Genomic DNA, 26003 nt, shown 5'->3' on the forward strand with positions numbered 1-26003 from the left:
ATGAAGAGTAAAAAGTTGAGATTAATGGTAGGTGCTTTAGTAGTAATGATGATGGGAGCAACTTTAACAGGTTGCGGAGGAAGTAATGAAGAAAGTGGAGATGCTGGAACAGAAACTCAAACAACTATTTCGATTTCAGGATCTACTTCTGTAGGACCATTAATGTTAAAAGTTCAAGAGAAGTATGAAGCTGCAAATAGCGGTGTAACATTAGAAGTTCAAGAAAATGGTTCAGGTGCAGGAATTAAAGATGTTATAAACGGAGTTTCAGAAATTGGAATGTCTTCAAGAGAGTTAAAAAGCGAAGAAGCTTCACAAGTAGATGGAACAGTAATTGCTCATGATGGTATTGCATTATTAGTAAATCCAGCAAACAAAGTAGAAAACATAACTTTAGAACAGATTAAAGATATATATACAGGGAAAATAACTAACTGGAAAGAAATAGGCGGAGCTGATTCTCCAATCGTTGTTATTAGTAGAGAAGAAGGATCTGGAACAAGAGATGCTTTCCAAGAAATCGTTGATTATAAATCAGAAGAGCTAATTAAAGATGCTACAATTGCAGATGGTAGTGGAGCTGTTAAAACTGCAGTTGCTGGTAATGAAAATGCAATAGGATTTGCTTCTTTTGAGTTTATCGATGATAGTGTAGCTGCTTTAAAAGTAAATGATGTTGAAGCTACAGCAGATAATGTAAAGGCAGGAGGATATAAATTATCAAGACCTTACTTATTAGTAACTAAGAAAGATTCGTTAACTGAAGCTGGAACTGCTTTAATTGATTATGTATTAAGTGCAGAAGGACAACAAATCGTTAAAGAGAATAAACTAATAACTTTAGAATAATAAAGAATATTTAGGTAAAGATGCCTCATAGTTGAGGCATTTTTACTACATAAATGAAGGCTATTTATTACCATTAGGAGGACTAAAATGGTAGAGGGAAATAAAAAGAGTAATACAAGTAAATATGTTATTGATAAAATTACTAGAGTGATATTTTTAATATGTGCACTTGTTGCAGTAGTAAGTTTGATTTTAATTATAGGATTTGTATTTATGAAGGGATTAAAGCCTTTTGTTACAGGTGGTAAATCTTTTGTAGAATTCATATTTGGTACTGATTGGTACCCAACATCAGAAACACCTAAATACGGTATACTACCTATGATAATTTCATCTATATATGGTACCTTAGGAGCATTAATTATAGGGGTTCCTATAGGGTTATTGACAGCTATATTTATAGCTGAGGTTGCTCCGAAAGGAGTATCAAAATTTATGATTCCAGCAGTCGAACTTTTAGCTGGAATACCATCTGTATTATATGGATTATTTGGTTTGGCAATAATTGTTCCGTGGATACAAAGAACTTTTAATTTAGCTCAAGGTCAAAGCTTATTTGCAGTAATTATTGTATTAGCTGTAATGATGTTACCGACAATAATTTCGGTTTCAACTACTGCAATAAAAGCAGTTCCGAAAAGTTATAAAGAAGGTTCGTTAGCGCTGGGAGCTTCACATATAGAAACAACATTTAAAGTGGTCGTACCTGCAGCTAAATCAGGTATACTAGCTGCAATAGTACTTGGTAGTGGTAGAGCAATTGGAGAAACTATGGCTATAATTTTAGTTGCAGGTAATTCAGTACAAATACCAACATCTATTTTTGACAAAGTAAGACCACTTACTAGTAATATTGCATTAGAAATGGGATATGCATCACAAGCACATCAAGAATTACTGTTTGCTACTGGAGTTGTATTATTTGCATTTATTTTAATATTAAATTTAGTTATTTCAAAACTTTCTAATAAGGAAGGTAAATAAAAATGAGAAAATTTAAAGAGAATATTTTAAAAATATTATTATATTTATCAGCAGTAGTAACTGTAGGAATATTGATTTTTATACTGGGATTTATATTTATAAAAGGATACAAATTAATTAATTTCAATTACTTATTTAGTGAATATAAACCATCTGGTGGAGGTGGAATAAAACCGTTCATAATATCTACTCTATATACAGTTGGGTTATCACTAGCTATAGCAACACCTATAGGTGTTCTTGCTGCTGTTTATTTACAAGAATATGCAAAACAAGGAAGAATGGTAAAGGTTATAAGGTATTCGACAGAGGCTTTAGCAGGAATACCTTCAATAGTTTATGGGTTATTTGGAGCAGCATTCTTTGTTGCGGCGTTGAATTTTGGCTATTCACTTATCGCAGGTTCGTTAACTTTATCTATAATCATATTACCTGTAATAATACGTACTACTGAGGAGGCTTTAAAAGTTGTACCACCTTCATATAGGGAAGCGTCACTTGGCCTTGGAGCTACAAAATTCCAAACTTTATATAAAGTAATTCTTCCAAGTGCAATACCAGGAATACTTTCAGGAGTGATTTTATCTATGGGGCGTGTAATAGGTGAATCTGCTGCATTATTTTTAACAGCAGGTACAGTGTATAAAATTCCTAAAAGTATTATGGCAAGTGGAAGGACGTTAACAGTTCATGCTTTTTTAGAAACAAAAGAAAAGGGAGATATAGCATCAGCAGCTGCTGCAGGAATAGTTTTAATAGCAATGATTTTAATATTAAATCTTGTGGCTAAGCTAATAAGTAAAAAGTTAAATAAGGCTGATTATTAATTAGATGTAACTAAGTTAATATTATACAAATTTAAGAGGTGTAAGTATGTCAAATATAACAACACCTGAAATTCAGGTGAAAAATTTAGATTTATTTTATGGAGATAATCAAGCTCTGAAGAATATAAATATAGAAATAGAAAAAAATAAGGTTACAGCATTAATTGGACCATCAGGATGCGGGAAATCTACTTTTTTAAGAACATTAAATAGAATGAATGATCTTATTCCCATAGTTAAAATTAATGGTGAAATTCTTGTTGGGGCAAAAGATATATATAAGGATTATGATGAAATTGATTTAAGAAAAAAAGTAGGAATGGTATTCCAAAAACCTAATCCATTTCCAATGTCTATATATGATAATATTGCATATGGTCCAAGAATTCATGGAGTAAAAGATAAAAAGACATTAGATGAAATAGTTGAAAGAAGTTTAAAAGGGGCTGCATTATGGGATGAGGTTAAGGATAGACTAAAAAAGAGTGCATTAGGTCTTTCTGGAGGACAGCAGCAAAGATTATGTATTGCAAGAACTATAGCTGTATCTCCTGAAATAATCTTAATGGATGAACCTACATCTGCGTTGGACCCAATATCAACAAATAAAATGGAAGAGCTTATGCATGAATTGAAGAAACAATATACTGTAGTTATTGTTACTCATAATATGCAACAAGCAGGTAGAATAGCTGATAAAACTGCCTTCTTCTTATCTGGTGAACTTATAGAGTATGGAAGAACAGAAGATATTTTTTATAGACCACAAGATAAGAGAACAGAGGATTATATATCAGGAAGATTTGGCTAAAAGTATAAAGGGAGTGAGAGTGTGACAAGAAATGTTTTAGATAATAGAATGAAAACATTAATTTCTGAATTAGCAGAAATGGGAAGTTTGGTAGAAAAACAATTACATGATAGTATTGAAGCTTTTAAAAACAGAGATATGGTTCTTGTAGAAAAAGTAATGAAAAATGATGATAAGGTAGATGAATTAAATAAAAAAATTGAAGAGCAATGTTTAAAGTCTATGGCAATGGAATCACCGGTGGCCACAGATTTAAGAAAAATATTTACTACATCTAAAATAGTTACAGACTTAGAAAGAATGGGAGACTATGCAGTAGATATTTGTAAGATAACCAAGAGAGTAGAACTAGAGCCAATTGGTGAGGAGTGTGATCCTATTTGGGAAATGGTTGATATTCTTATTAATATGATTGGAAAATCTATTGAAGCATTTGTAGATGGAAATGTTGAAGAGGCATACGAAATATGCAAGATGGATGATAAGGTAGATATACTATATAGAGGATTATTTGCAGAAATGCTTAAAAAGATGGCTAAAGATGAAACTATGATAAATAGAGGTGCACAAATTTTATTTGCATCTAAATATTTAGAAAGAGTCGGGGATCATGTTACAAATATTTGTGAGTGGATAATTTTTTCTAAAAAAGGTGATTACGTAGATTTAAATGAGTAATAATAAAGAATATGAGATCTTCTCATATTCTTTATTTTATTTGTAAAAATGTAACGCAAGATAATCTCTTTTATTGACTGAAGATAATTAATAGGTTAATATATCATAGAGATGATAGGTTATTATAGGAGTGACGTTATGAAGAATGTAGTAACAAATGTAATACCTTATAGTATTGCTGAAGAGATTGGCATCGAAGTTAATGATATTTTATTATCAGTAAATGGAGAAAAAGTAACAGACATTATTGATTATAGATTTTTAACAGCAGATGAAGAGTTAGTGTTGGAGATGGAAAAATCAAGTGGCGAGATTTGGGAGTATGAAATCGAGAAAGATTACGGGGAAGAGCTTGGTTTAGAATTTGGTGGCGGAATAATGGATAAAGCAAAAAGATGTAGCAATAAATGCATGTTTTGTTTTATAGATCAAAATCCAAAAGGAATGAGAGAAACTTTATATTTTAAGGATGATGATTCACGACTATCTTTTCTTCAAGGAAATTTTGTAACATTAACTAATATGAAAGATGAGGACATAGATAGAATTATTAGATATAGGATTAGTCCTATAAATATTTCTGTACATACGACAAATCCAGAATTGAGAGTTAAGATGCTTGGTAATAGATTTGCAGGGCAAGTTTTTGATAGAATGAAAAGACTAGCAGAGGCAGGTATAGAAATGCATTGTCAAATAGTTCTTATTCCTGAAGTAAATAATAGGGATGAACTTAAGAGAACTATAAATGATTTATATAGCTTGCATCCATCTGTTGCTAATATAGCAGTGGTGCCAATAGGTATTACTAAGTTTAGAGAAGGATTGGTTAAAGTAAAAACCTTTGATAAAGAGTTAGCTAGAGAAGAGTTAGAAATGGTTATCGAGCTCCAAGAAAAGTTTATGAAAGAAATTGGAGATCCTTTTATAAGAATGTCTGATGAATTTTATATAGTGTCAGGAATAGATGTACCAGAAGAGGATTTTTATAAAGGGTACGAACAAATTGAGGATGGAGTTGGAATGATTAGATGCTTCAGGGAAGCAATCAATTATGGAGTGCAAAATCTTAGAAAAGATATTAGCGGTACATTTACAATAGCTACTGGGAAACTTGCATTTAATGAAGTGTTTAATGGTGCTAAAAAAATAATGGGGGCTAATGAAAATATAAGAATTGATGTATTTGAAATAATAAATCATTTTTATGGTGAATCTATAACAGTTACAGGACTTTTAACTGGTAAAGATATAATAAGTCAATTAAAGGGTAGAATTAAAAGTGAATATTTAATTATGTCTAGCAATATGTTCAGAAAAGGATATGAGTTAGCTCCGGCTGATTATATAATGCTTGATGATGTGAGAGTGGAGGATATAGAAAAAGAGTTAGGGGTTAAGGTTCTTGTGGTAGATCACACAGGAGAAGACTTAATAGATATTATAAACGATGTTTGTCAGGAGGAAAAATAATGGGAAAACCAATAGTAGCTATAGTTGGAAGACCGAATGTAGGTAAATCAACATTATTTAATAAATTAGCAGGAAAAAGAATCTCTATTGTACAAGATACTCCAGGAGTAACTAGAGATAGAGTTTATGCGGAAGCAGAGTGGTTAAATCATGTATTTACAATGATAGATACAGGTGGAATTGAGCCAGAAAATCAAGATATAATAGTAAAACAAATGAGAAGACAAGCGAACATTGCCATTGAAACAGCTGACGTTATAATGTTTGTTGTTGATGGAAAAGAAGGGTTAACAGCTGCAGATAATGAAGTTGCAACAATGCTTAGAAAATCTAAAAAACCTGTTGTATTAGTTGTTAACAAGATTGACAACTTGAAGGATGAAGAAAATGCTTGGGAATTCTATAACTTAGGAATAGGTGATCCTGTAGCAGTGTCAGCTGGTCAAGGAAAAGGCCTTGGAGATATGCTTGATATGGTAGTAGGTCATTTTAAATCTATAGGAGAAGCTGATGAAGAGGAAGATGATATAAAAATAGCTATGATAGGAAAGCCTAACGTAGGTAAATCTTCATTAATAAATAGGCTGTTAGGTGAGGAAAGATTAATTGTTTCTGAAATAGCAGGGACTACAAGGGATGCTATAGATAGTAGAATAGAAACTAATTTTGGTAAGTTTACATTAATAGATACAGCTGGACTTAGAAGAAAGAGTAAAGTAAAAGAAGAGATTGAGAGATATTCGGTTATAAGAACTCTTGCGGCTATAGAGAGAGCAGATGTATGCATACTTATGATAGATGCAACTGAAGGTGTTACTGATCAAGATGAAAAGATTATAGGATTTGCTCATGAGTTAAATAAAGCTATCATGGTTGTAGTAAATAAGTGGGATCTTATTGAAAAAGATGGTAAGACTATGGATGTTTATAAGAAGGATTTACAATCAAATCTAAAGTTTATAGGTTATGCTAAATATTTATTTATATCTGCTTTAACAGGTCAAAGAGCTAATAAGGTATTAGAGGTAGCTAAAGAATGTTACGATAATTATAATAAGAGAGTTGGAACAGGTGTCTTAAATGATGTAATAAGTAAAGCAATACTTATGAAAGAACCTCCAGTAGTAGCATTAAAAAGACTTAAGATCTATTATGCAACACAAGTGGCAACAAAACCACCAAAGTTTGTATTCTTTGTTAATGATACAAATGCAAGACATTTCTCTTATGAAAGATATTTAGAAAATCAGTTAAGAGATAGCTTTGATTTTAGTGGTACAGGAGTTCAAATAGAGTATAGAGAAAGAAAGGAATAATCTATATGAGTAAAGTGGCTTTTTTAGGTGGTGGGAGTTTTGGAACATCACTAGCTATATTATTAGGAAACAAAGGAAATGATGTATCTATATATGATAGAGATATATTAGTAGTTAATGATATTAATAAGAATAGAAAAAATGATAGGTATATAAAGGGTTTACAAATACCTAAGAATGTCACAGCTTATAATGATGTTGATGAAGCTTTAGAAGATGTGGAATATGTTGTTTTAGCTTTACCATCTCAGATTATAAGAATTGGGGCTGAAATTTTACGAGGGAAAATATCTTCTGATATACCAGTTATTTGTATAGCTAAAGGAATAGAAGAAGGTACAAATAAAACTTTAGTAGAAGTTATCAATGATGTAATTGATAACCCTGTAGTTGTTCTATCAGGCCCAAGTCATGCTGAGGAGGTTGCATTTAATATACCAACTACTGTAGTGACGTCTTCTAAAAATATGAAAATAGCAGAAGAAGTTCAAGACTTATTTATGACTAAAGAGTTTAGAGTTTATACTAATAGCGATTTAGTTGGAGTAGAAGTTGGCGGAGCGGTAAAGAATATTATTGCATTAGCTGCGGGTGTTTGCGATGGATTAGGATATGGAGATAATACTAAAGCTGCATTAATGACCAGAGGAATGGCTGAAATAGTAAGAATAGGTACAAAATTAGGTGGAAATATTGAAACCTTTTTAGGTTTAACAGGGATGGGAGATCTTATTGTTACTTGTACTAGTATGCACTCTAGAAATAGAAAAGCTGGTATATTAATAGGAAAAGGTATGAGTAAAGATGAAGCTATAAAGGAAGTTGGTATGGTAGTAGAAGGAATAACTGCCTGTCATGCTTTCTACAAACTAAAAGAAGAGCTAGATGTAGAAATGCCTATTACGGATGGACTTTATAGGGTTTTATTCGAAGATAGAAAAGCTAAAGATGTAGTAGATGAACTTTTAAAAAGAGACAAAAAATCAGAAGTTTATTAGTAGTTAAATGCACGTATATAAATATACGTGCATTTTTTGTATTTAAATATAATATACATAAATAAATTGTTGTAAAAAATAATTTAATTTTTATAATTAAAAGAAATTATAAGTGTAAAAAACAGTATACTTTTTTAAAAGCAGGAATATATATATAGTGTTAAAAATATATAGGAGGGCAAATTAGTGGAGGGTTTCAACATATACAGAGATATTGCAGAAAGAACTCAAGGGGACATATATGTAGGTGTAGTAGGACCTGTTAGAACAGGTAAGTCTACATTTATTAAAAAATTTATGGATCTAATGGTTATACCCAAAATCGAAAATTCTTTTAAGAAAGAGAGAGCAAAGGATGAGTTACCACAAAGTGGTTCAGGAAAAACTATTCATACTACAGAACCTAAATTTGTGCCAAATGAGGCAGTGGAGATTACTGTAGATGAGGATATAAGCTTTAAAGTAAGATTAGTTGACTGTGTAGGATACATTGTAAAAGGGGCTTTGGGATATTTAGAAGAAGATGAGCCTAAGATGGTAAACACACCATGGTATGATTATGAGATACCTTTTGAAGATGCAGCAGAAATAGGGACAAGAAAGGTTATAACTGATCATTCTACTATAGGACTTGTTGTTACTACAGATGGTAGTATAACTGGATTAGAAAGATCAGAGTACTTAGAAGCAGAAGAGAGGGTAATAGATGAGTTAAAGTCAATAAAAAAACCTTTCGTAGTTGTACTTAATACTAAAAACATAAATTCACCTGAAACTGAAACATTGAAAAAGCAATTAGAAACTAAATATGATGTTACAGTTCAAGTTATGGATGTTTATAATATGACTGAAAAAGATATCGAAAAATTATTTGTCCATGTACTTAAAGAATTCCCGGTAAAAGAAATAAACATAGATATGCCTACATGGGTAGAAAAACTTGACCCAGAACATTGGCTAAAGAAAGAGTTCTTTAAAATAGTAAAGGGAATGTGTGAAGATGTAGAAAAGATAAAAGACATAAAACCTTCATTTAATTCATTCAAGGAAGATGAAAATATGAATGCTTCAGAATTAAGTGAAATTAAGCTAGGCGAAGGAACAGCAAAAATATTGTTAAAACCTAGTGAAAGTATTTTCTATAAAGTGTTAAGTGAGGATTGTGGGGTTGAAGTTAGTTCTGAAAGTGATTTAATTTCTTTAATTAAAGAACTTAATATAGCTAAAAAAGAATATGACAAAATAAAAGATGCTCTTTGTGATGTTAGAGAAACAGGTTATGGATTAGTAGCACCACAATTATCAGAAATGAAATTTGAAAAGCCGGAAATTATTACTCAAGGAAGTAAGTATGGAGTTAAGCTTAAAGCTAGTGCACCATCATTACATTTCATAAAAGCTGATATCAAAACAGAAATAAGTCCAATTATGGGATCAGAAAAAGAAAGTGAAGAATTAGTTAAGGCTTTGATGGAGAAGTTTGATACAGATCCAGACTTAGTATGGCAAAGTAATATGTTTGGAAAGTCACTTGAGGTTTTAGTTAAAGAAGGATTACAAAATAAACTTTATAAGATGCCAGAGGATGTTCAAGTTAAGATTCAAAAAACACTTCAAAAAATTATTAATGAAGGTAATGGCGGATTAATTTGCATAATCCTATAGAGAGTATTAGCACCTATCTTTTAAGATAGGTGCTTTTAAATTTTTGTTAAGCTTATAATATTATATTTTATATGTGAAATATATATATACAGTGGAATATAATATATTAAGCAGTTATTATGTGCTTAATATATTATAGTGAAGAGGGATAATATGAATAGCAAATTTTGTACCTATAAAAGAGTTGGGTATTTGAGGCGGAGTGTTGCAGAAGAATTAGGTATAGAGTTTACTGGAGCTATATATGCCTGCCCTGGAGTGCTAAAGCATATTATTAAAAGACATGGTAAACAACTAGACAAAAATACAAAGAAAAATATATTTGAGTTCATGAAAGTTATACTGGAAGAACCAGATTATATTGGTATTTACAAAAGTGATGAAGGAAGTGTTTCAATTCAATTTGTAAAGAAGATGTATAATTATTTGTTATTAGGAGTGGAGGTGGACGAAATGAATCAGTATATTTATGTTTCAACTATGTACCCTATAAATGATAATAAAATTAAAAATAGATTGGATTATGGTGAGCTAATCAAAGTGGATTGTGTATAAAATATATTTATTGAAAGAAATGGAGTAGGGTTGTATAATAAACTCAAGAAATGTTTACTAATAATCTTTAACTATTAAATTAAGTTTTAAATAAAATTATTGCTTATATAAGAAAAGTGGCTTTGCCACTTTTTGTTTGTTTAATTTATAGGGCAATGTGATAAAAATTATAATAAATGGAGTGGTAAAATGAAGAAGATAGCAGTTATTTTTAATGGTGGGACAATATCTATGAAAGTAGATGAGAGAATTAAGGCAGCTATTCCTAGTTTAACAGGAGAAGAGATAATGGCTATGGTAGCTGGGATAGAAAATTATGCGGAAATAGAATCCTATACTTTTTCAAGTATGCCGTCACCTCATATGACATTTAAAACAATATTAGAATTAAGTAATTTTGTAAGAGATTTAGTAAATAGAAGTGATATAGATGGTATAGTTATTACTCATGGAACTGATACCTTAGAAGAAACAGCATATTTTTTAGATTTAACAATAGATACATCTAAACCAATAGTAATAACTGGTGCTATGAGAAGTAGTTCTGAGCTTGGATATGATGGACCTTTCAATTTAGCAACATCTATTTGTACTGCTATAGCTGATGATTCAATAGGGAGAGGTGTTTTGGTTTGCTTTAATGGTGAATTAAATTCTGCATCAGAAGTTACAAAAGCAAATTCTATGGCTTTAAATGCATTTAGAACTCCAAACTTTGGCCCTATAGGAATTGTGGATAATAATAAGGTTATTTTTTATAGAAACACTATAAATCCTTCAAAATACAAAATAGATAAAATTGAAAAAGATGTAGCTTTAATTAAATGTGCCGTTGACATGGATTCTACTTTTATAGATTTTATTATTGAAAGGGGATATGGTGGAATTGTAATAGAGGCATTGGGAAGAGGAAATGTACCTCCTAAAATGGTGAGTGGAATAAAAAGAGCAATTGATAGCAATATTCCAGTAATAATAGTATCCAGATGTTTTGAAGGAAGAGTTCATGAATCTTATGGATATGAAGGTGGGGGAAAAATGTTGTTAGATTTGGGAATAATATTCGGGGATACTCTGCCGGGGCAAAAAGCAAGGGTCAAGCTTCTTTTATCTATAAATTCAGGGTTGTCTATGGAACAAATAAAAAAGCAATTTGAGTAAAAAATATTAGGGTATATATACATAATAAAATTTATGTACGAAAATGAATTTAAATAAACTATAAAATATTCGGAAATGTTGACCGATAAAAATAAAAGTGGTATAATAATATTCGTAGGGTAGCTCTATAGGAGGAAATAATACGAATATTATTAATAAAAATATATTGTATTATGTTTGGTATTATATACATAAACTTGTGTTATATAAGCTATGATGAGTTATCTAGGTTTACTTGTCATAGCTTTAATTTATTTTACATATTATTTAAAAGGAGTGTTGAAAATGGGGGAATTATCAACGAAGAAATTATCGACTAAAGAAAAACTTTTACCAATTCTGACTAATAAGAATGTTGACATTAAAAAAGAAATGCTTGCTGGATTAACTACTTTCTTAACTATGGCATATATAATTGCTGTTAATCCAAATATCTTATCAGCTACTGGAATGCCAGCTGGAGCATTGGTTACAGCAACTTGTTTGGCAGCTGCAATTGCTTGTATAATGATGGGATTATTCGCTAACTTACCATTTGCTTTAGCGTCTGGTATGGGGTTAAATGCTTATTTTGCTTACTCTGTTGTTTTAGGAATGGGAATCTCATGGGAAGTTGCTTTAACTGCTGTATTTATAGAAGGTATTATATTTATATTACTATCATTATTTAAAGTTCGCGAAGCAGTAGTAAATGCTATTCCTAAAAATATGAAATTGGCTGTTACTGGTGGGATTGGTTTATTTATTGCATTCATTGGATTAGTAAATTCAGGACTTGTAGTTGCTGATGAAGCTACAATGGTCGCTTTAGGAGAGTTCACACCTGCGGTTATCATTACAATTATTGGATTAGTTATAATAACAGTATTAAATAAAAAAGGTGTTAGAGGAGCTATTCTTTGGGGGATTTTAGTTTCTTCCCTAATAGGTTGGGGATATGCTTTAATAAACACAGAAGCTGCAGCGGCTTTGGGGATATATCTACCTAGTGGAATATTTAAATTTGAAGGTATTGGAGAGATTGCTGGGAAGATTGATTTAGCACATGCATTCCATCCTGATAATATAAAAATGTTTATAACAGTAGTATTTACATTCTTATTTGTAGATTTCTTTGATACAGTTGGTACTTTGGTTGGAGTTTGTTCAAAGGCTAAGATGTTAGATAAAGATGGAAATGTTCCTAATGCTGGAAGAGCGCTTTTAGTTGATGCAATTGGAACAACAGCTGGAGCATGTTTAGGAGTGTCTACAGTAACTACTTACGTTGAAAGCGCAACTGGTGTTGCTGAAGGTGGTAGAACTGGATATACGTCAATAACAGTAGGGGTACTATTCCTTATTGCGATGTTCTTCTCTCCAATCATTGTTGCTATTCCAGCATGTGCTACAGCACCAGCACTTATTTATGTTGGATACTTAATGCTTGAAGCTGTTAAGGAAATAGAGTTTGAAAATATAACTGAAGGTTTACCTGCATTTTTAACTATAGCTGCTATGCCATTAACTTATAGCATAGGCGATGGATTAACTTTAGGTATAATTTCATACGTAGTAATTAATTTAATATATAATTTAATATTTGCTAAGAAGAAAGAGGACAAAACTAAAGTATCTTGGGTTATGTACTTATTATTAGTTGTATTTGTTCTTAAGATTGCTTTCTTATAAGATAAATAATTATTTTAAAAGTCTACCTCTAATTGGGGTAGATTTTTTTGTTTTAATTATGAACAATTTGTTAACAAAAAGTTGACATTAGCAATTAGAGAATATAAACTATATTTATTGTTTAAAAGTATATAAGATAAAATTGAAAGTTAGGGATGAATTATGGTAAAAAGTATGACTAGCTTCGGTAGAAGCAGTAGTGAAGAAGGACAAAAACGTATTTTTACTGTTGAGATGAAAAGTGTCAATAATAGATATTTAGATATAAATATCAGAATGCCTAAAGCTTTAATTTCATTAGAAGAAGAAGTTAGAAAAATGATTTCATCTTCTTTATCTAGAGGAAAAGTTGATGTTTTTATTAATTTAAAAAAATATTCACAAAATGAAGGAACACCAAAGGTTGATTTAAAGCTTGCAGAAGACTACTTAAATTGTTTAAAACAAATAGAAGAAAATTTCGGAGTAAAGAATGATGTATCAGTTATGCAACTTGCAAGATTTCCAGAAGTTATAACTATGGTTCAAGAAGAAGAGAAAATAGAAGAGATATTTGAGGAATTAAAGCCTTTAATTTCAAAGTCTATTGAAATGATGATCAGTATGAGAATTACTGAAGGTGAAAAATTAAAAGATGATATATTAGATAAAATTACTATAATAGAGAGTTTAGTTAAGGAAATTGAAAAAGTAGCAGATACAGTTCCAAAAGCATATAAAATTAAATTAGAAGAGAGATTATCAGAACTTTTAAGCGGTGCAGACGTTGATCAAAATAGATTAGCAACAGAGGTATGCATATTTGCAGACAAAGCTACTGTAGATGAAGAGATAACAAGGTTAGGAAGTCACATAAGTCAAATTAGGAAAACTTTAAGTTTAGATGAACCTATAGGAAGAAAGTTAGATTTTATAATTCAGGAGATGAATAGAGAAACTAATACAATAGGATCTAAGTCAAGTGATATTCATATGACTAACTTAGTCATTGATATAAAAAATCTTATCGAAAAGATAAGAGAACAAGTTCAAAATATAGAATAATAGGAGGAGAGCAATGGGAATTAAGTTAATCAACATTGGTTTTGGTAATATTGTTTCTGCAAACAGACTTGTGGCAATAGTAAGCCCAGAATCAGCACCGATTAAAAGAATAATCCAAGAAGCTAGAGACAGAGGTATGCTAATCGATGCAACTTATGGAAGAAGAACAAGAGCTGTTTGTATAACTGATAGTGATCATGTAATTTTATCAGCAGTTCAACCAGAAACTGTTGCACATAGATTATCAACTAAAGATGAAACTGTAGATGAGGTTGATGAATAATGACTAATAATAAAGGATTATTAATAGTGGTATCAGGACCATCAGGAGCTGGAAAAGGAACTATATGTAAGGCGTTGTTAGAAAAACATGACGACTTATTTATATCAGTTTCAGCTACTACAAGACAGCCAAGAGCTGGGGAAGTAGATGGTGTTAATTATCACTTTATAACAAAAGAAGATTTTATTAAGAGAGTAGAACAAAAAGATTTCCTTGAATATGCTGAAGTATATGGTAATTATTACGGTACACCAAAATCAAGAGTGGAAGAAATGATTGATAGTGGAAAGAATGTAATATTAGAAATAGATATCCAAGGGGCTCTTAAAGTTAAAGAAAACTTTAAAGAGGGCGTATTTATATTTATTCTTCCACCATCGATGGAAGAATTAAAGCAGAGAATAATCAAAAGAGGAAGTGAAACACCTGAATCTTTAATGAGAAGATTTAAATCTGCTTATCAAGAGATAAATTATATCTCTAAATATAATTATGCAGTAGTAAATGATGTAGTTGATGTAGCAGTTTCTAAGGTAGAAGGAATTATTACAGCTGAAAAATGTAGAGTAGATAGAATAAAAGATACAATATTAGATTCTAAGGAGGGCTTAATTCATGAACAACTCTATGATTAATCCATCAATAGTAGACTTACTAACAAAGGTAGAAGATAGATATTCTTTAGTTATCGTTTCTTCAAGAAGAGCAAGACAAATTATAGATGGAAGTAATCCATTAACAACAAACAAATCAAAAAAACCTTTAACATTAGCTATTAATGAAATTAATGAGGGCTCAGTAAGCTATCATAAGGTTGAAGAAGGTACTAAATAGTTATGAGAGAAAAAAAGAGAGTGGTAATAGGTGTTACTGGAGGAATTGCAGTATATAAAGCTTTAGACATAATAAGTGCCTTAAGGAAACAAGATGTTGAAATTAAAGTTATAATGACTGAGTCTGCAAAGCAATTTGTTACACCTTTAGCTTTCCAATCGTTAAGCCAAAATATGGTTATAACCGATATGTTTGCAGAACCAAAAGCTTGGGAGATTCAACATATAGCCTTAGCTCAATGGGCAGATATTATGTTAATTGCACCTGCTACAGCAAATATTGTTGGAAAAGTTGCCAATGGAATAGCTGATGATATGCTTTCTACATCAATAATGGCAACTGAAGCAAAAGTTATTTTTGCACCAGCTATGAATACAAAAATGTATGAAAATAAAATAGTTCAAGATAATATTAATAAACTAAAAGGATATGGTTATAGTTTTATTGAACCTGCTAGTGGTAGATTAGCTTGTGGGGATATTGGAAAAGGTAAGCTTGCTAACGTATCTGATATAGTTGATAGAGTATTGATAGAACTTGAAGAAAAAGAGAAAGATCTTTTAGGTAAAAAGGTATTGATTACTGCAGGCCCAACAATAGCTCCAATTGATCCAGTAAGATATATTACAAATAAATCTACTGGAAAGATGGGATATGCAATTGCACAGGAAGCAAAAGAACGTGGAGCTGAAGTAACATTAGTATCAGGACCAACAAACTTACCTAAAATAGCAGACATTAACTTTATAAGTGTAAAAACTAATGGTGAAATGAAAGAAGCTGTTTTAAGGTATTATGATTTTGCTGATATTGTTATAAAATCAGCAGCAGTAGCTGATTATAAGCCTAAAGAATATAGTAATGAAAAAATAAAGAAAGGCGAGGGTGATTTAGAATTAACTCTTGCTAGAGATAGTGATATCCTAAAAATTTTAGGTGAAAGAAAAAAAGAACAGATTCTTGTTGGTTTTGCAGCAGAAAGTAATAATGTTTTAAATAATGCAGAAAAGAAGCTTAAAAACAAGAATTTAGATTTTATTGTAGCTAATGATATTACTTCAAATGATACTGGATTTGCAAGTGAGGATAATAAAGTAACTATACTATCAAAAGAGGGTAAGGTTATTAATCTTGATAAGATGAGCAAGAAGCAAGTAGCTACAAATATATTTGATATGATTCTAGGAAAGCGCTAACTGCGCTTTTCTTTATATTAAAATAATAGTTTAAATAATAATTAAATGTATTATATTAGTTATGAGGGTGATTTTTTGATTCTTTATGGTGAAATAATATTAAATAGCGAGGCTGTAGAAATTGATAGACCTTTTACTTATAAGATTCCTGAAAGCCTTAACCCTAAGGTAAGGGTAGGACAGATTGTAAAAGTACCTTTTGGATTTAGAAATAAACCAGTTGAGGGATTTATAATAGGTATAAAAAAAGAGGATGAGGTAAGTTTTGATTATAAGATGAAGGAATTGTTATCAATTGAAACAGAAGAACCAATCATTACCCTAGATGACATTGAATTGATCTATTTTTTGAAAGAAAAATATCTTTGTAAATATATAGATGCCTTTAGGCTTTTAATACCTGTAGGGATTATGAAGGGCGCTAAAAATAAGGTTAAGAATGTTATAGTATTAGTTAAAGATGATTTAAGTGATATGAAAAATCCTGAAGGATATAAAGAAATCATAAAGATTATAAAAGAAAATTCAGGTAAATATTCTAAAAGTGAATTAATAAAAAATTTTTCTATATCTCAATATAAACTTAATAATTTACTTCAAAAAGGAATGTTAAAATCTTTAGAAGAAGTTATTTTTAGATATAATGAAAGAGAATATATAAAAGATGAAGATAAAGAATTAACTGGTGAACAAAAAAATGCTATAGAAAGAATTCTAACTTCAGATAAAAATATCTTCTTATTAAAAGGGGTAACTGGTTCAGGAAAGACTGAAATATATATGAGGTTAGTTCAAAATGCATTAACAAACGATAAATCATCAATAGTTTTAGTTCCAGAAATAGCTTTAACACCGCAGATGATAGAGAGGTTTAAAGGAAGATTTGGAAAGGATGTAGCACTTTTTCATAGTAGGCTTTCAGATGGTGAAAGATTTGATGAATGGCACAGAGTTAAGGAAGGAAAAGCTAGAGTAATCGTTGGAGCAAGGAGTGCATTATTTTTACCAGCTAAAAATTTAGGTCTTATTATAATAGATGAGGAACATGAAAATACATATAAATCGGAACAAAATCCTAAATATCAAGCTAAAGAAGTTGCAGAATATATTGCAAATAAAAAAGGTGCAAAATTAGTTTTAGGATCAGCAACACCTACTATAGAAAGCTATTATAGAGCAATTTCAGGAGAGATTGATTTAGTGGAGATTACTAAAAGAGTTGATGGTAAACCTATGCCTAAAATGGAACTTGTTGATATGAGAGAAGAGTTGAAGGTAGGGAATAGATCTCTATTTAGTAGGAAGTTATTTAAAAGTATTGAAGAAGCACTAGAGAAAAAAGAACAAATAGTTTTGTTTTTAAATAGAAGAGGTTTTTCAACTTTTGTATCCTGTAGAAGTTGCGGATATGTTTTTAAATGTGATGAATGTGAAATTTCTATGACATATCATAAAAATGGTTTTCTGATATGCCATTATTGTGGTAAAACTAAAAGAGAACCTAATAAGTGTCCAAAATGTGAAAGCAAGTATGTTAAATTTTTTGGAGCAGGAACTCAAAGAGTTGAAGATGAGATAAAAAAATATTTTAAAGATGCAAAAGTTATAAGGATGGATGTAGATACTACAAGAGCAAAGGACTCACATGAGAAGTTATATAATGCCTTTAAAAAAGGTGAAGGGGATATTTTAATAGGAACGCAAATGATTTCAAAAGGGTTAGATTTTCCCAATGTAACTTTAGTAGGTATCTTAGCAGCTGATATGTCTATTAATATACCTGATTATAGATCGGCAGAGAGAACCTTTCAATTAATAACTCAAGTAGCTGGTAGAGCAGGAAGAGGTGTTAAAGAAGGTAAAGTAGTTATACAGACATACACACCAGAGCATTATAGCTTACAGTATGCTAAAAATTATGATTATGAAGGTTTTTACGAAAAAGAATTTACAGTGAGAGCTTTAATGAATTATCCACCTTTTGGAAAAATTTTGTTAATAAATGGAACTTCAAAAGATGAGAATATGTTAAAAGACTTTATGAATAATATAGCTAATAGCATAAGTATATTGCTAAAGGATTATAATGGAATTGAATTATTAGGGCCTATAGCATGTATGATTTTTAAAATAAAGGAAAATTTTAGGTGGCAAATAGTTCTAAAAGGTGAATTTGATTTAAAATTTGCAAAAAAAATTCAAGAATTACTTTATGATAATAATAAGAGCAATTATAATGAAATAAGAATAAGTATAGATATTAATCCAAACAGTCTAATTTAGGAGGTATAATTATGGCAATTAGAAATATAAGAAAAATTGGCGATGAAGTATTAAGAAAGAAATGTAAAGAGATTACAGAAATAACACCAAGAGATTTAGTTTTAATAAAAGACATGGCTGAAACAATGTATGAAGCTGATGGTGTTGGATTAGCAGCTCCTCAAGTAGGTATATTAAAAAGATTATTTGTAATTGATATAAGAGATGAGGATGGTTTAATGGTATTTATTAATCCAGAGATATTAGAGACTAGTGGTTCTCAACTTGATGATGAGGGATGTTTAAGTGTTCCTGGTGAGTCTTGTGAAGTTGAACGTCCAAACTATGTTAAAGTAAGAGCTTTTAATGAAAAAGGAGAGCAATTTATTTTGGAAGCAGAAGGATTACTTGCAAGAGCTGTACTTCATGAAAATGATCACTTAAATGGTGTTTTATATGTAGATTACAGAAAATAAGGAGAGATAAGAATGAAGATTGTATTTATGGGAACTCCAGATTTTGCTGTACCTTCCTTAGAGAAAATTATATCTGAATATGGAGTAGAAGCTGTGTTTACGCAACCTGATAGACCTAAGGGAAGAGGTAAGAAGATGGCTTTTTCACCAGTGAAAGAAGTTGCTGTAAAGCATGATATAAAAGTTTTTCAGCCAGAAAAACTAAAGGAAGATAGAGTAGCTATAGAGTATTTAAAAGAATTAAAACCAGACTTTATAATAGTAGTTGCTTTTGGGCAAATATTAACTAAGGAGGTTTTAGATATTCCTAGAATAGGATGTATAAACTTACATGCATCATTACTTCCTATGTACAGAGGAGCTGCTCCTCTTAATTGGGTAGTAGTGAATGGTGAAAAGGTATCTGGAAATACTACTATGCTTATGGATGTAGGATTAGATACTGGTGATATGCTATTAAAAGATGAAGTAGAAATTACTGAAAATATGACAGCTGGTGAATTACACGATAAACTTATGGTAAGTGGAGCTGAGCTTTTAATAAAAACTATTGATGGAATGTCAAAAGGAGAAATAACTCCTATAAAGCAAGAAGGCGAAACTTGTTATGCTAAAATGTTAAGTAAAGATACAGGAAAAATTGATTGGAATAAGTCAGCTAAAGATATACATAACTTAATAAGAGGACTTAATCCATGGCCTATAGCTCATACAACATACAAAGATGAGAATATGAAGATATATGAAAGTACTGTTTTAAGTGAAAATAGTTCTAAAGAGCCAGGAACTATTATTAGCGTTAATAAAAATGGTATGAAAGTAAATACTACTGATGGAATAATATTAATTAAAAAAATTCAATTTCCAAATGGTAAGCCATTAACTATTGAACAATATATTAATGGAAAAGAAATTGAAGTTGGAACAAAATTAGTATAAAAAAGGGGAGAGGGAAATATGCCTTTCGGATTTTATCCAGATAGAACTATGCTTATGTTAATACCTGCAATTTTAGTAGCTTTATGGGCTCAGAGTAAAGTAAGTAGTACTTATAGAAATTATAAATCTATAAGAACTATGAATGGTTATACAGGTGAGCAAGTAGCTAGAATGATGTTAGATGAAGCTGGTCTTTATGATGTACCAGTTGTAGAGACAAGAGGAGAGTTATCAGATCATTATGATCCTACTCGTAGAATTGTAAGATTATCAAGAGATGTATTTTATGGAACATCAATATCATCAGCAGGTATAGCTGCTCATGAAATAGGTCATGCAATACAACATAAAGAGCATTATAAGCCGCTTGTTTTAAGAACATCAATAGCTACAGGAGTAAATTTTGCAAGTCAAATGTCTATGATATTATTTATTTTAGGAATTTTTTTAAGTCTTCCCGGACTTACAACTGTAGGGATTATATTCTTTTCAGCAACGGTTATTTATCAACTTGTTACATTACCAGTTGAATTTAATGCATCAAGTAGAGCTTTAAAGGTGCTAGAAGGAAGAGGGATTCTATTAGGTAATGAAGTAGATGGAGCAAAAAAAGTATTAGGTGCAGCAGCTATGACTTATGTAGCAGCAGCGTTAATGTCAATAACACAACTATTAAGACTAATTGCATTAAGCAATAGAAATAACGATTAAGAGGTAAAGTATGAATAGTAGAGAAGTAGCACTAAATGTAGTAAATAGAGTATTAAATGAAGGAGCTTATTCAAATTTAGTTCTTTCTAAGGAGTTAAACCAATCTGAATTATCTGATAAGGATAAGGCTTTAGTAACAGAATTGGTTTATGGAACATTAAGAAGAAAAAATACTTTGGATACGATAATTTCTAATTTTATAAGAGATATAAGTGAAATGGATAAAGAAGTGTTAAATATATTAAGAATTGCAATATACCAAATGCATTTCTTAGATAAAGTTCCGGAGTTTGCAGCTTGTAATGAGGCTGTTGAATTAGCTAAAAAAATATCTGATAAGGATGCTAAGTTAGTTAACGGAATATTAAGAAGTTATACTAAAAATCCAGATGATATAGAAGTTAAAAGTGGAAAGGTTAATGAGTTAGCTTATATTTATTCATATGAAGATTGGTTTATAAGAATGATATATAAGCAATACGGAGAGAACTTAGGTAAGAAAATCCTATCAGGATTAAATCAGACTCCGAAGGTAACTGTAAGAGTAAATAATAATAAAGCTGATTATGATGAAGTGTATGACAAACTTGAAGAAATGGAATATAACATAGAGGAAGGATATGCTTGTCCTGAAGCTATAATAATTTCAGGTGGAAAATCAGTTGAGAACAATCCTGTATTTTCAGAAGGATATATAACTGTTCAAGATGAAAGTGCAATGATTGTAGCGCCATTATTAGATGTAAAAGATGGAGATACTGTTTTAGATTTATGTGCAGCTCCAGGTGGAAAGACAACTCATATAGCTGAGTTATTGAACAATACTGGAAAAGTTTTAGCTTTTGATTTACATGAAAATAAGTTATCGCTTATAACTGAAAATGTTGAGAGATTAGGATTAAATAATGTAACTGTAGATGTTATGGATGCAACAAAATTAAATAGTAAACTAATAGCTTCTGCTGATTCGGTTTTAATAGATGTACCATGTTCAGGAATTGGTATAATAAGAAAGAAACCAGAAATAAAGTGGAACAAAACAAGAAATTCCCTTAAAGAATTAGTTCCTGTTCAAAGAGAAATAATGGATAATGCATGGCATTACTTAAAGAGTGGAGGAACTTTAGTATACTCTACTTGTACCCTTAATAAAGAAGAAAATGAAGATAATATAAATTGGTTCTTAAATAAATATAAAGATGCAGAAATAGAAAAAATCTTCTTAGGAAATATGGAGAACTTTATATATAATGACAATGGTTCTTTAACAATATTACCAAATCAATATATGGATGGATTCTTTGTAGCTAAGCTTAAGAAGAAATAGTAGGTGAACCTATGAAAAATTTATTAGATTTTACATTAGAAGAATTACAAAGTTGGATGAAAGAGAATGGGGAAAGTGCTTTTAGAGCAAAGCAGATTTTCTCATGGATATATAACGAAGTATGGAACTACGATGATATGAAGAATATTCCCAATTCTTTAAAGCATAAGCTAAAAGATAACTTTTATATAGGAATACCTAAAATTGAAGAAGTATATGAGTCTTCTTTAGATGGTACTAAAAAAATGCTATTAAGATTTAATGATGGGAATATAATAGAGTCGGTAATAATGCAATATAAGCATGGAAACTCAATATGTATATCAACACAAGTAGGGTGCAGAATGGGATGTAAATTCTGTGCTTCTACATTAGGTGGTCGTGTGAGAGATTTAACATGTGGTGAGATATTATCACAAGTAATTATAGGAAAAAAAATATGTGGCGATAGAATTTCAAATATTGTTCTTATGGGAAGTGGAGAACCTTTAGATAACTTTGATAATGTTATGAAGTTCTTAAAGATAGTAAATGCTGATTATGGTTTAAATATAGGGCAAAGACATATAACATTATCTACTTGTGGGATAGTTCCTAAAATAATCGAATTAGCAGATAAAGAGATGAGCATAACTTTAGCTATTTCATTACATGCATTTAGTGATGAGAAGAGAAAGGAAATTATGCCTATTGCAAATAAGTATAGTATAACTGAAATTTTAGATGCTTGTAGATATTATATAGATAAAACAGGTAGAAGAATTACCTTTGAATATTCGTTAGTATCAGGAGTTAATGATGGTAAAGAAGATGCTAGATCACTAGCAAAAATTTTAAAAGGTATGCTATGTCATGTTAATTTAATCCCAGTAAATGAAATAAAAGAAAATACATTAAAGAGACCTTCCAAAAAGGTTATAGAGGAATTTGAAGAGATATTAAAGAGTAATGGAATTGAAGTTACTGTAAGAAGGGAAATGGGTGCAGATATAAATGCTGCTTGTGGACAGCTAAGAAAGAGTTACATAGAGTCTGCAAAGTAAAAAGAGGGGGTTATTGTATGGTTAGTATGAAGAGTGATAAAGGGATGGTTAGAAGTTTAAATGAAGACTATGCTGATTTTTATGAAGGAAATCGCTATAAGGTTTATGTAGTAGCTGATGGGATGGGAGGACATAATGCTGGTGAAGTAGCTAGCAAAATGGCTGTAGAATCAGTTATTAGCTATATAAATAAGCAAGATTCATTAGAGCACTCTTTAGAAGAAGCTGTTTTATATGCCAATAGAAAAATATATGATCTCTCGATTGAAGAGAAGAGTTATGGTGGTATGGGGACAACGCTAACCGCTTGTCTTGTGAGAGGTGATATAATAGAGATTGCTAATGTTGGAGATAGTTGTTGCTTTGGTATAAATGAAAAGGAAATAGTTAAGTTAACTAAAGACCATTCATTAGTACAGGAACTAATAGATTCAGGTTCTTTGACAGAAGAAGAAGGTAGAAATCATCCTAAAAAGAATATAATAACAAGAGCGTTAGGTACTGCACGAAATGTAGTAGTAGATATATTTAAAATTGATAAGAATAAGTTTAAAGTCTTTTTACTTTGTTCAGATGGTTTAACTAATGAAGTATCTAAAGAAGAAGTGTTTAATATTATAAAGAATAGTAAAGATTTAAACAATGCTTCTAATGATTTGATTTCTTTAGCGAATGAACAAGGGGGAAGAGATAATATTACTGTCTTGCTATTTGGAGGAGAGGTGTAGAGATGATCGGGATGATATTAGGGGATAGATATGAACTATTAGAAGTAATAGGGGAAGGTGGAATGGCTGTAGTTTATAAGGCTAGAGATAAAAAGCTTAATAGATTAGTAGCGGTGAAGATTCTAAAGAAGGAATTTGCTGATAATAAAGATATCTCTGAAAAGTTTAAAAAGGAAGCTACGGCCATAGCAAATTTATCAGATATGAATATAGTTAATGTCTTAGATGTAGGGCATGAAGACGAAGATAATACTGATTATTTTGTTATGGAATTAGTTGAAGGAAAAACGTTAAAAGAAATAATTGTTTCTAATGGTAAGATTGGTTGGTCTACAGCTAGTACAATAGCAATTCAAGTAGCGAAAGCTTTAGATTGTGCACATAGAAATGGTATAATTCACAGAGATGTAAAGCCACAAAATATATTAATAACTGAGCATGGTGACGTTAAAGTAACAGATTTTGGTATTGCTAAAAGTGCAACGTCATCAACTATTACCAACACAACAACAATTATGGGATCAGCTCACTATTTATCCCCAGAGCAAGCAAAAGGAACATTTATTGATTTTAGAACGGATTTATATTCTTTAGGAATAGTATTATATGAAATGGTAACAGCAAAACTTCCTTTTGATGGAGAATCACCAGTTACTATTGCTTTAAAACATATTCAAGAGGAACCAGTTGCCCCTAAAACTTTAAATGATACAATACCTGATAGTTTAAATAGTTTTATACTTAAAGCTATTAGTAAGGATCCTATTTCGAGATATCAAACTTCAAAAGAAATGATTGCAGATTTACAAAAGATAAAAGATAATCCTATGACAATTATTCAAGCACCAACGGAAAATGATGGTGGAAGAACTATTGTAATGAGTCCTATTAAAACTGATATAAATCCAAAACCTAAAAAAGTTGAAAAAGTAAATCTTCAAAACAAAATGGAAGAAGAAGAAGAAGAAGAAGAAGATTTTGATGATGATTATTTTAAAAAGAAAAATAAGAAAAAGGGTAAAGGATTAATAATAGGAGGCGTAATTGCAGTTCTTTTATTAGTAATAGTAGTATTTACAACTATTTTTATTGGTGGAAATGAAGTTAAGCAGGTTAAAGTTCCAAATATAATTGGAAAAAGTTTTGATGAAGCAAAAAAGGAAATTGAAGCGTTAGGATTAAAACTTGAAAGAGAAAAAACTGAAAATAGTGATAAACCAGATGGAGAAATACTAAGAAGTGATCCAGCGGCAGATACAATGATAAATAAGGGATCTATAATTAAAGTTGTTGTTTCTGGTGGAGTAGAAAAAGTTACTGTGCCAAATTTGAGAGATTATGAAGAAAATGTAATTAAACAATATTTAGATTCTAAAGGGCTTAAATATGAAATAAATTACGAATTTAATGATAATGTTGAAAAAGGTTATTATGTAAGTCAGGATCCTAAGGCTGGAACTGAAATTGCTAAGGAAGATACTATTTATGTAACTATAAGTAAAGGACCAGAAGTTAAGCTGGTTAAAGTTAAAAATTATATTGGATACAATATTAATGATGCAAAAGCAGATTTAGAAAGTCAAAAATTTATAGTTAATATTATGGAGCAGGAAACAGATAGACAAAGTGAAAATGGAAAAGTATTGGAACAGCCAGTGAAAGATATAGAAGTTAAAGAGGGGACTACGATTGAGCTTTATGTAGGAAAGTATGTTGAACCTACAACTGATATAACTCAGTTTATATCAGAAGGAATGTTGTTATCTGATGCAATTGTTGCATTAGATTCTAATAATATTAAATATACAGTAGAAGGTGGTACACCTCCATCAGCTGAGACAAATCAGTATAAAGTAATTGCTTTTACTCCAAGTATCAAAGATGGTGAGCAAGTGAAAATACAAATTCAAAAGATAGAATCATTACCAACGGATACACCTCCAGAAAATCCTCCACAGGACAATGAGACAACTACACAAAATACTCAATAATATTAACAAATTTAAAGGCAAAAAAGAGAAATTGGTAGCCACCTTTGTAGTAGAAATATAAGAAAAATTACTACTATAAAGGTGGCATTTTTATTATATTTATAGGTAATAGCTTAAATATATTGCATTTTTTATGAAAAGGTGTTTATTATAATAAGAGAACAAATTCTTTGGAGGAAAT

25 protein-coding genes are annotated in these 26003 nt (G+C 30.6%); all 25 read left to right on the top strand.

Annotation, left to right across the window (positions count from 1 at the left end; all coding sequences use genetic code 11):
• A complete protein-coding gene (locus H8S20_RS05910) occupies positions 1 to 849 on the top strand; it encodes a phosphate ABC transporter substrate-binding protein (protein ID WP_186859533.1) in 849 nt (282 codons plus the stop codon).
• A gap of 87 nt (positions 850 to 936) precedes the next feature.
• Entirely contained in the window at positions 937 to 1833 is an 897-nt protein-coding gene (pstC, locus tag H8S20_RS05915; protein WP_186859534.1) for a phosphate ABC transporter permease subunit PstC, read from the top strand.
• A 2-nt stretch (positions 1834 to 1835) separates the two neighbouring features.
• On the top strand, positions 1836 to 2660 hold the full coding sequence (pstA, locus tag H8S20_RS05920; RefSeq protein ID WP_186859535.1) for a phosphate ABC transporter permease PstA: 825 nt from the start codon (positions 1836 to 1838) through the stop codon (positions 2658 to 2660).
• 46 nt (positions 2661 to 2706) lie between these two features.
• Positions 2707 to 3471 carry a phosphate ABC transporter ATP-binding protein PstB gene (gene pstB / locus H8S20_RS05925; protein WP_032118096.1) on the top strand — a complete coding sequence of 255 codons (765 nt, stop codon included), beginning with the start codon at positions 2707 to 2709 and terminating at the stop codon, positions 3469 to 3471.
• Between the two features lie 21 nt (positions 3472 to 3492).
• Positions 3493 to 4149 carry a phosphate signaling complex protein PhoU gene (gene phoU, locus H8S20_RS05930; RefSeq protein WP_032118097.1) on the top strand — a complete coding sequence of 219 codons (657 nt, stop codon included), beginning with the start codon at positions 3493 to 3495 and terminating at the stop codon, positions 4147 to 4149.
• Between the two features lie 138 nt (positions 4150 to 4287).
• Positions 4288 to 5622 (top strand): DUF512 domain-containing protein, encoded by a 1335-nt coding sequence (locus H8S20_RS05935; RefSeq protein WP_186859536.1) that lies wholly within the window; start codon positions 4288 to 4290, stop codon positions 5620 to 5622.
• Complete coding sequence (der, locus tag H8S20_RS05940; RefSeq protein WP_186859537.1) at positions 5622 to 6938, top strand: ribosome biogenesis GTPase Der; 1317 nt, start codon at positions 5622 to 5624, stop codon at positions 6936 to 6938. The genes H8S20_RS05935 and der overlap by 1 nt, the downstream gene beginning before the upstream one ends.
• A 5-nt stretch (positions 6939 to 6943) precedes the next feature.
• On the top strand, positions 6944 to 7936 hold the full coding sequence (locus H8S20_RS05945) for an NAD(P)H-dependent glycerol-3-phosphate dehydrogenase (protein ID WP_032118100.1): 993 nt from the start codon (positions 6944 to 6946) through the stop codon (positions 7934 to 7936).
• A 186-nt stretch (positions 7937 to 8122) separates the two neighbouring features.
• Complete coding sequence (gene spoIVA / locus H8S20_RS05950) at positions 8123 to 9601, top strand: stage IV sporulation protein A (RefSeq protein WP_032118101.1); 1479 nt, start codon at positions 8123 to 8125, stop codon at positions 9599 to 9601.
• A 153-nt stretch (positions 9602 to 9754) separates the two neighbouring features.
• Positions 9755 to 10156 carry a PBECR3 domain-containing polyvalent protein gene (locus tag H8S20_RS05955; protein WP_032118102.1) on the top strand — a complete coding sequence of 134 codons (402 nt, stop codon included), beginning with the start codon at positions 9755 to 9757 and terminating at the stop codon, positions 10154 to 10156.
• Positions 10157 to 10345: 189 nt separating this feature from the next.
• On the top strand, positions 10346 to 11317 hold the full coding sequence (locus H8S20_RS05960; protein WP_032118103.1) for an asparaginase: 972 nt from the start codon (positions 10346 to 10348) through the stop codon (positions 11315 to 11317).
• 285 nt (positions 11318 to 11602) lie between these two features.
• Positions 11603 to 12988 carry an NCS2 family permease gene (locus H8S20_RS05965; RefSeq protein WP_186859538.1) on the top strand — a complete coding sequence of 462 codons (1386 nt, stop codon included), beginning with the start codon at positions 11603 to 11605 and terminating at the stop codon, positions 12986 to 12988.
• Between the two features lie 162 nt (positions 12989 to 13150).
• Positions 13151 to 14032 carry a YicC/YloC family endoribonuclease gene (locus H8S20_RS05970; RefSeq protein ID WP_186859539.1) on the top strand — a complete coding sequence of 294 codons (882 nt, stop codon included), beginning with the start codon at positions 13151 to 13153 and terminating at the stop codon, positions 14030 to 14032.
• A 13-nt stretch (positions 14033 to 14045) separates the two neighbouring features.
• On the top strand, positions 14046 to 14315 hold the full coding sequence (gene remA / locus H8S20_RS05975; protein WP_032118106.1) for an extracellular matrix/biofilm regulator RemA: 270 nt from the start codon (positions 14046 to 14048) through the stop codon (positions 14313 to 14315).
• Positions 14315 to 14950 carry a guanylate kinase gene (gmk, locus tag H8S20_RS05980; protein WP_186859540.1) on the top strand — a complete coding sequence of 212 codons (636 nt, stop codon included), beginning with the start codon at positions 14315 to 14317 and terminating at the stop codon, positions 14948 to 14950. The genes remA and gmk overlap by 1 nt, the downstream gene beginning before the upstream one ends.
• Positions 14931 to 15149 carry a DNA-directed RNA polymerase subunit omega gene (gene rpoZ / locus H8S20_RS05985; protein WP_032118108.1) on the top strand — a complete coding sequence of 73 codons (219 nt, stop codon included), beginning with the start codon at positions 14931 to 14933 and terminating at the stop codon, positions 15147 to 15149. Before gmk ends, rpoZ begins: the two co-directional genes overlap by 20 nt.
• 2 nt (positions 15150 to 15151) lie before the next feature.
• Positions 15152 to 16345 (top strand): bifunctional phosphopantothenoylcysteine decarboxylase/phosphopantothenate--cysteine ligase CoaBC, encoded by a 1194-nt coding sequence (gene coaBC, locus H8S20_RS05990; RefSeq protein ID WP_186859541.1) that lies wholly within the window; start codon positions 15152 to 15154, stop codon positions 16343 to 16345.
• A gap of 45 nt (positions 16346 to 16390) precedes the next feature.
• The gene (gene priA / locus H8S20_RS05995) at positions 16391 to 18628 is read left to right on the top strand and encodes a primosomal protein N' (protein WP_436231591.1); all 2238 of its coding nucleotides are present in this window, start codon (positions 16391 to 16393) and stop codon (positions 18626 to 18628) included.
• 11 nt (positions 18629 to 18639) lie between these two features.
• Complete coding sequence (gene def, locus H8S20_RS06000) at positions 18640 to 19083, top strand: peptide deformylase (protein WP_186859543.1); 444 nt, start codon at positions 18640 to 18642, stop codon at positions 19081 to 19083.
• Positions 19084 to 19095: 12 nt separating this feature from the next.
• Positions 19096 to 20022 (top strand): methionyl-tRNA formyltransferase, encoded by a 927-nt coding sequence (fmt, locus tag H8S20_RS06005; RefSeq protein ID WP_186859544.1) that lies wholly within the window; start codon positions 19096 to 19098, stop codon positions 20020 to 20022.
• 18 nt (positions 20023 to 20040) lie between these two features.
• Positions 20041 to 20733: a zinc metallopeptidase gene (locus H8S20_RS06010; protein WP_186859545.1), complete on the top strand. Its 693-nt coding sequence runs from the start codon at positions 20041 to 20043 to the stop codon at positions 20731 to 20733.
• A gap of 10 nt (positions 20734 to 20743) precedes the next feature.
• On the top strand, positions 20744 to 22060 hold the full coding sequence (rsmB, locus tag H8S20_RS06015; protein WP_032118114.1) for a 16S rRNA (cytosine(967)-C(5))-methyltransferase RsmB: 1317 nt from the start codon (positions 20744 to 20746) through the stop codon (positions 22058 to 22060).
• A gap of 11 nt (positions 22061 to 22071) precedes the next feature.
• Positions 22072 to 23103 (top strand): dual-specificity RNA methyltransferase RlmN, encoded by a 1032-nt coding sequence (rlmN, locus tag H8S20_RS06020; RefSeq protein ID WP_186859546.1) that lies wholly within the window; start codon positions 22072 to 22074, stop codon positions 23101 to 23103.
• A 17-nt stretch (positions 23104 to 23120) separates the two neighbouring features.
• Entirely contained in the window at positions 23121 to 23831 is a 711-nt protein-coding gene (locus tag H8S20_RS06025; RefSeq protein ID WP_032118116.1) for a Stp1/IreP family PP2C-type Ser/Thr phosphatase, read from the top strand.
• A gap of 2 nt (positions 23832 to 23833) precedes the next feature.
• Positions 23834 to 25822 (top strand): Stk1 family PASTA domain-containing Ser/Thr kinase, encoded by a 1989-nt coding sequence (gene pknB, locus H8S20_RS06030; RefSeq protein WP_186859547.1) that lies wholly within the window; start codon positions 23834 to 23836, stop codon positions 25820 to 25822.
• Positions 25823 to 26003: the final 181 nt, after the last annotated feature.

The organism is Clostridium hominis (assembly GCF_014287825.1).
GTDB classification, from domain to species: Bacteria; Bacillota; Clostridia; order Clostridiales; family Clostridiaceae; genus Clostridium; species Clostridium hominis.

Excerpts from the sequence above, each read along its gene's own strand:
- H8S20_RS05910 (WP_186859533.1), top strand. The coding sequence starts at position 1 with ATGAAGAGTAAAAAGTTGAGATTAATGGTAGGTGCTTTAGTAGTAATG.
- pstC (WP_186859534.1), top strand. The coding sequence starts at position 937 with ATGGTAGAGGGAAATAAAAAGAGTAATACAAGTAAATATGTTATTGAT.
- pstA (WP_186859535.1), top strand. The coding sequence starts at position 1,836 with ATGAGAAAATTTAAAGAGAATATTTTAAAAATATTATTATATTTATCA.
- pstB (WP_032118096.1), top strand. The coding sequence starts at position 2,707 with ATGTCAAATATAACAACACCTGAAATTCAGGTGAAAAATTTAGATTTA.
- H8S20_RS05935 (WP_186859536.1), top strand. The coding sequence starts at position 4,288 with ATGAAGAATGTAGTAACAAATGTAATACCTTATAGTATTGCTGAAGAG.
- der (WP_186859537.1), top strand. The coding sequence starts at position 5,622 with ATGGGAAAACCAATAGTAGCTATAGTTGGAAGACCGAATGTAGGTAAA.
- H8S20_RS05945 (WP_032118100.1), top strand. The coding sequence starts at position 6,944 with ATGAGTAAAGTGGCTTTTTTAGGTGGTGGGAGTTTTGGAACATCACTA.
- H8S20_RS05955 (WP_032118102.1), top strand. The coding sequence starts at position 9,755 with ATGAATAGCAAATTTTGTACCTATAAAAGAGTTGGGTATTTGAGGCGG.
- H8S20_RS05960 (WP_032118103.1), top strand. The coding sequence starts at position 10,346 with ATGAAGAAGATAGCAGTTATTTTTAATGGTGGGACAATATCTATGAAA.
- H8S20_RS05965 (WP_186859538.1), top strand. The coding sequence starts at position 11,603 with ATGGGGGAATTATCAACGAAGAAATTATCGACTAAAGAAAAACTTTTA.
- H8S20_RS05970 (WP_186859539.1), top strand. The coding sequence starts at position 13,151 with ATGGTAAAAAGTATGACTAGCTTCGGTAGAAGCAGTAGTGAAGAAGGA.
- remA (WP_032118106.1), top strand. The coding sequence starts at position 14,046 with ATGGGAATTAAGTTAATCAACATTGGTTTTGGTAATATTGTTTCTGCA.
- gmk (WP_186859540.1), top strand. The coding sequence starts at position 14,315 with ATGACTAATAATAAAGGATTATTAATAGTGGTATCAGGACCATCAGGA.
- rpoZ (WP_032118108.1), top strand. The coding sequence starts at position 14,931 with ATGAACAACTCTATGATTAATCCATCAATAGTAGACTTACTAACAAAG.
- coaBC (WP_186859541.1), top strand. The coding sequence starts at position 15,152 with ATGAGAGAAAAAAAGAGAGTGGTAATAGGTGTTACTGGAGGAATTGCA.
- priA (WP_436231591.1), top strand. The coding sequence starts at position 16,391 with ATGTATTATATTAGTTATGAGGGTGATTTTTTGATTCTTTATGGTGAA.
- def (WP_186859543.1), top strand. The coding sequence starts at position 18,640 with ATGGCAATTAGAAATATAAGAAAAATTGGCGATGAAGTATTAAGAAAG.
- fmt (WP_186859544.1), top strand. The coding sequence starts at position 19,096 with ATGAAGATTGTATTTATGGGAACTCCAGATTTTGCTGTACCTTCCTTA.
- H8S20_RS06010 (WP_186859545.1), top strand. The coding sequence starts at position 20,041 with ATGCCTTTCGGATTTTATCCAGATAGAACTATGCTTATGTTAATACCT.
- rsmB (WP_032118114.1), top strand. The coding sequence starts at position 20,744 with ATGAATAGTAGAGAAGTAGCACTAAATGTAGTAAATAGAGTATTAAAT.
- rlmN (WP_186859546.1), top strand. The coding sequence starts at position 22,072 with ATGAAAAATTTATTAGATTTTACATTAGAAGAATTACAAAGTTGGATG.
- H8S20_RS06025 (WP_032118116.1), top strand. The coding sequence starts at position 23,121 with ATGGTTAGTATGAAGAGTGATAAAGGGATGGTTAGAAGTTTAAATGAA.
- pknB (WP_186859547.1), top strand. The coding sequence starts at position 23,834 with ATGATCGGGATGATATTAGGGGATAGATATGAACTATTAGAAGTAATA.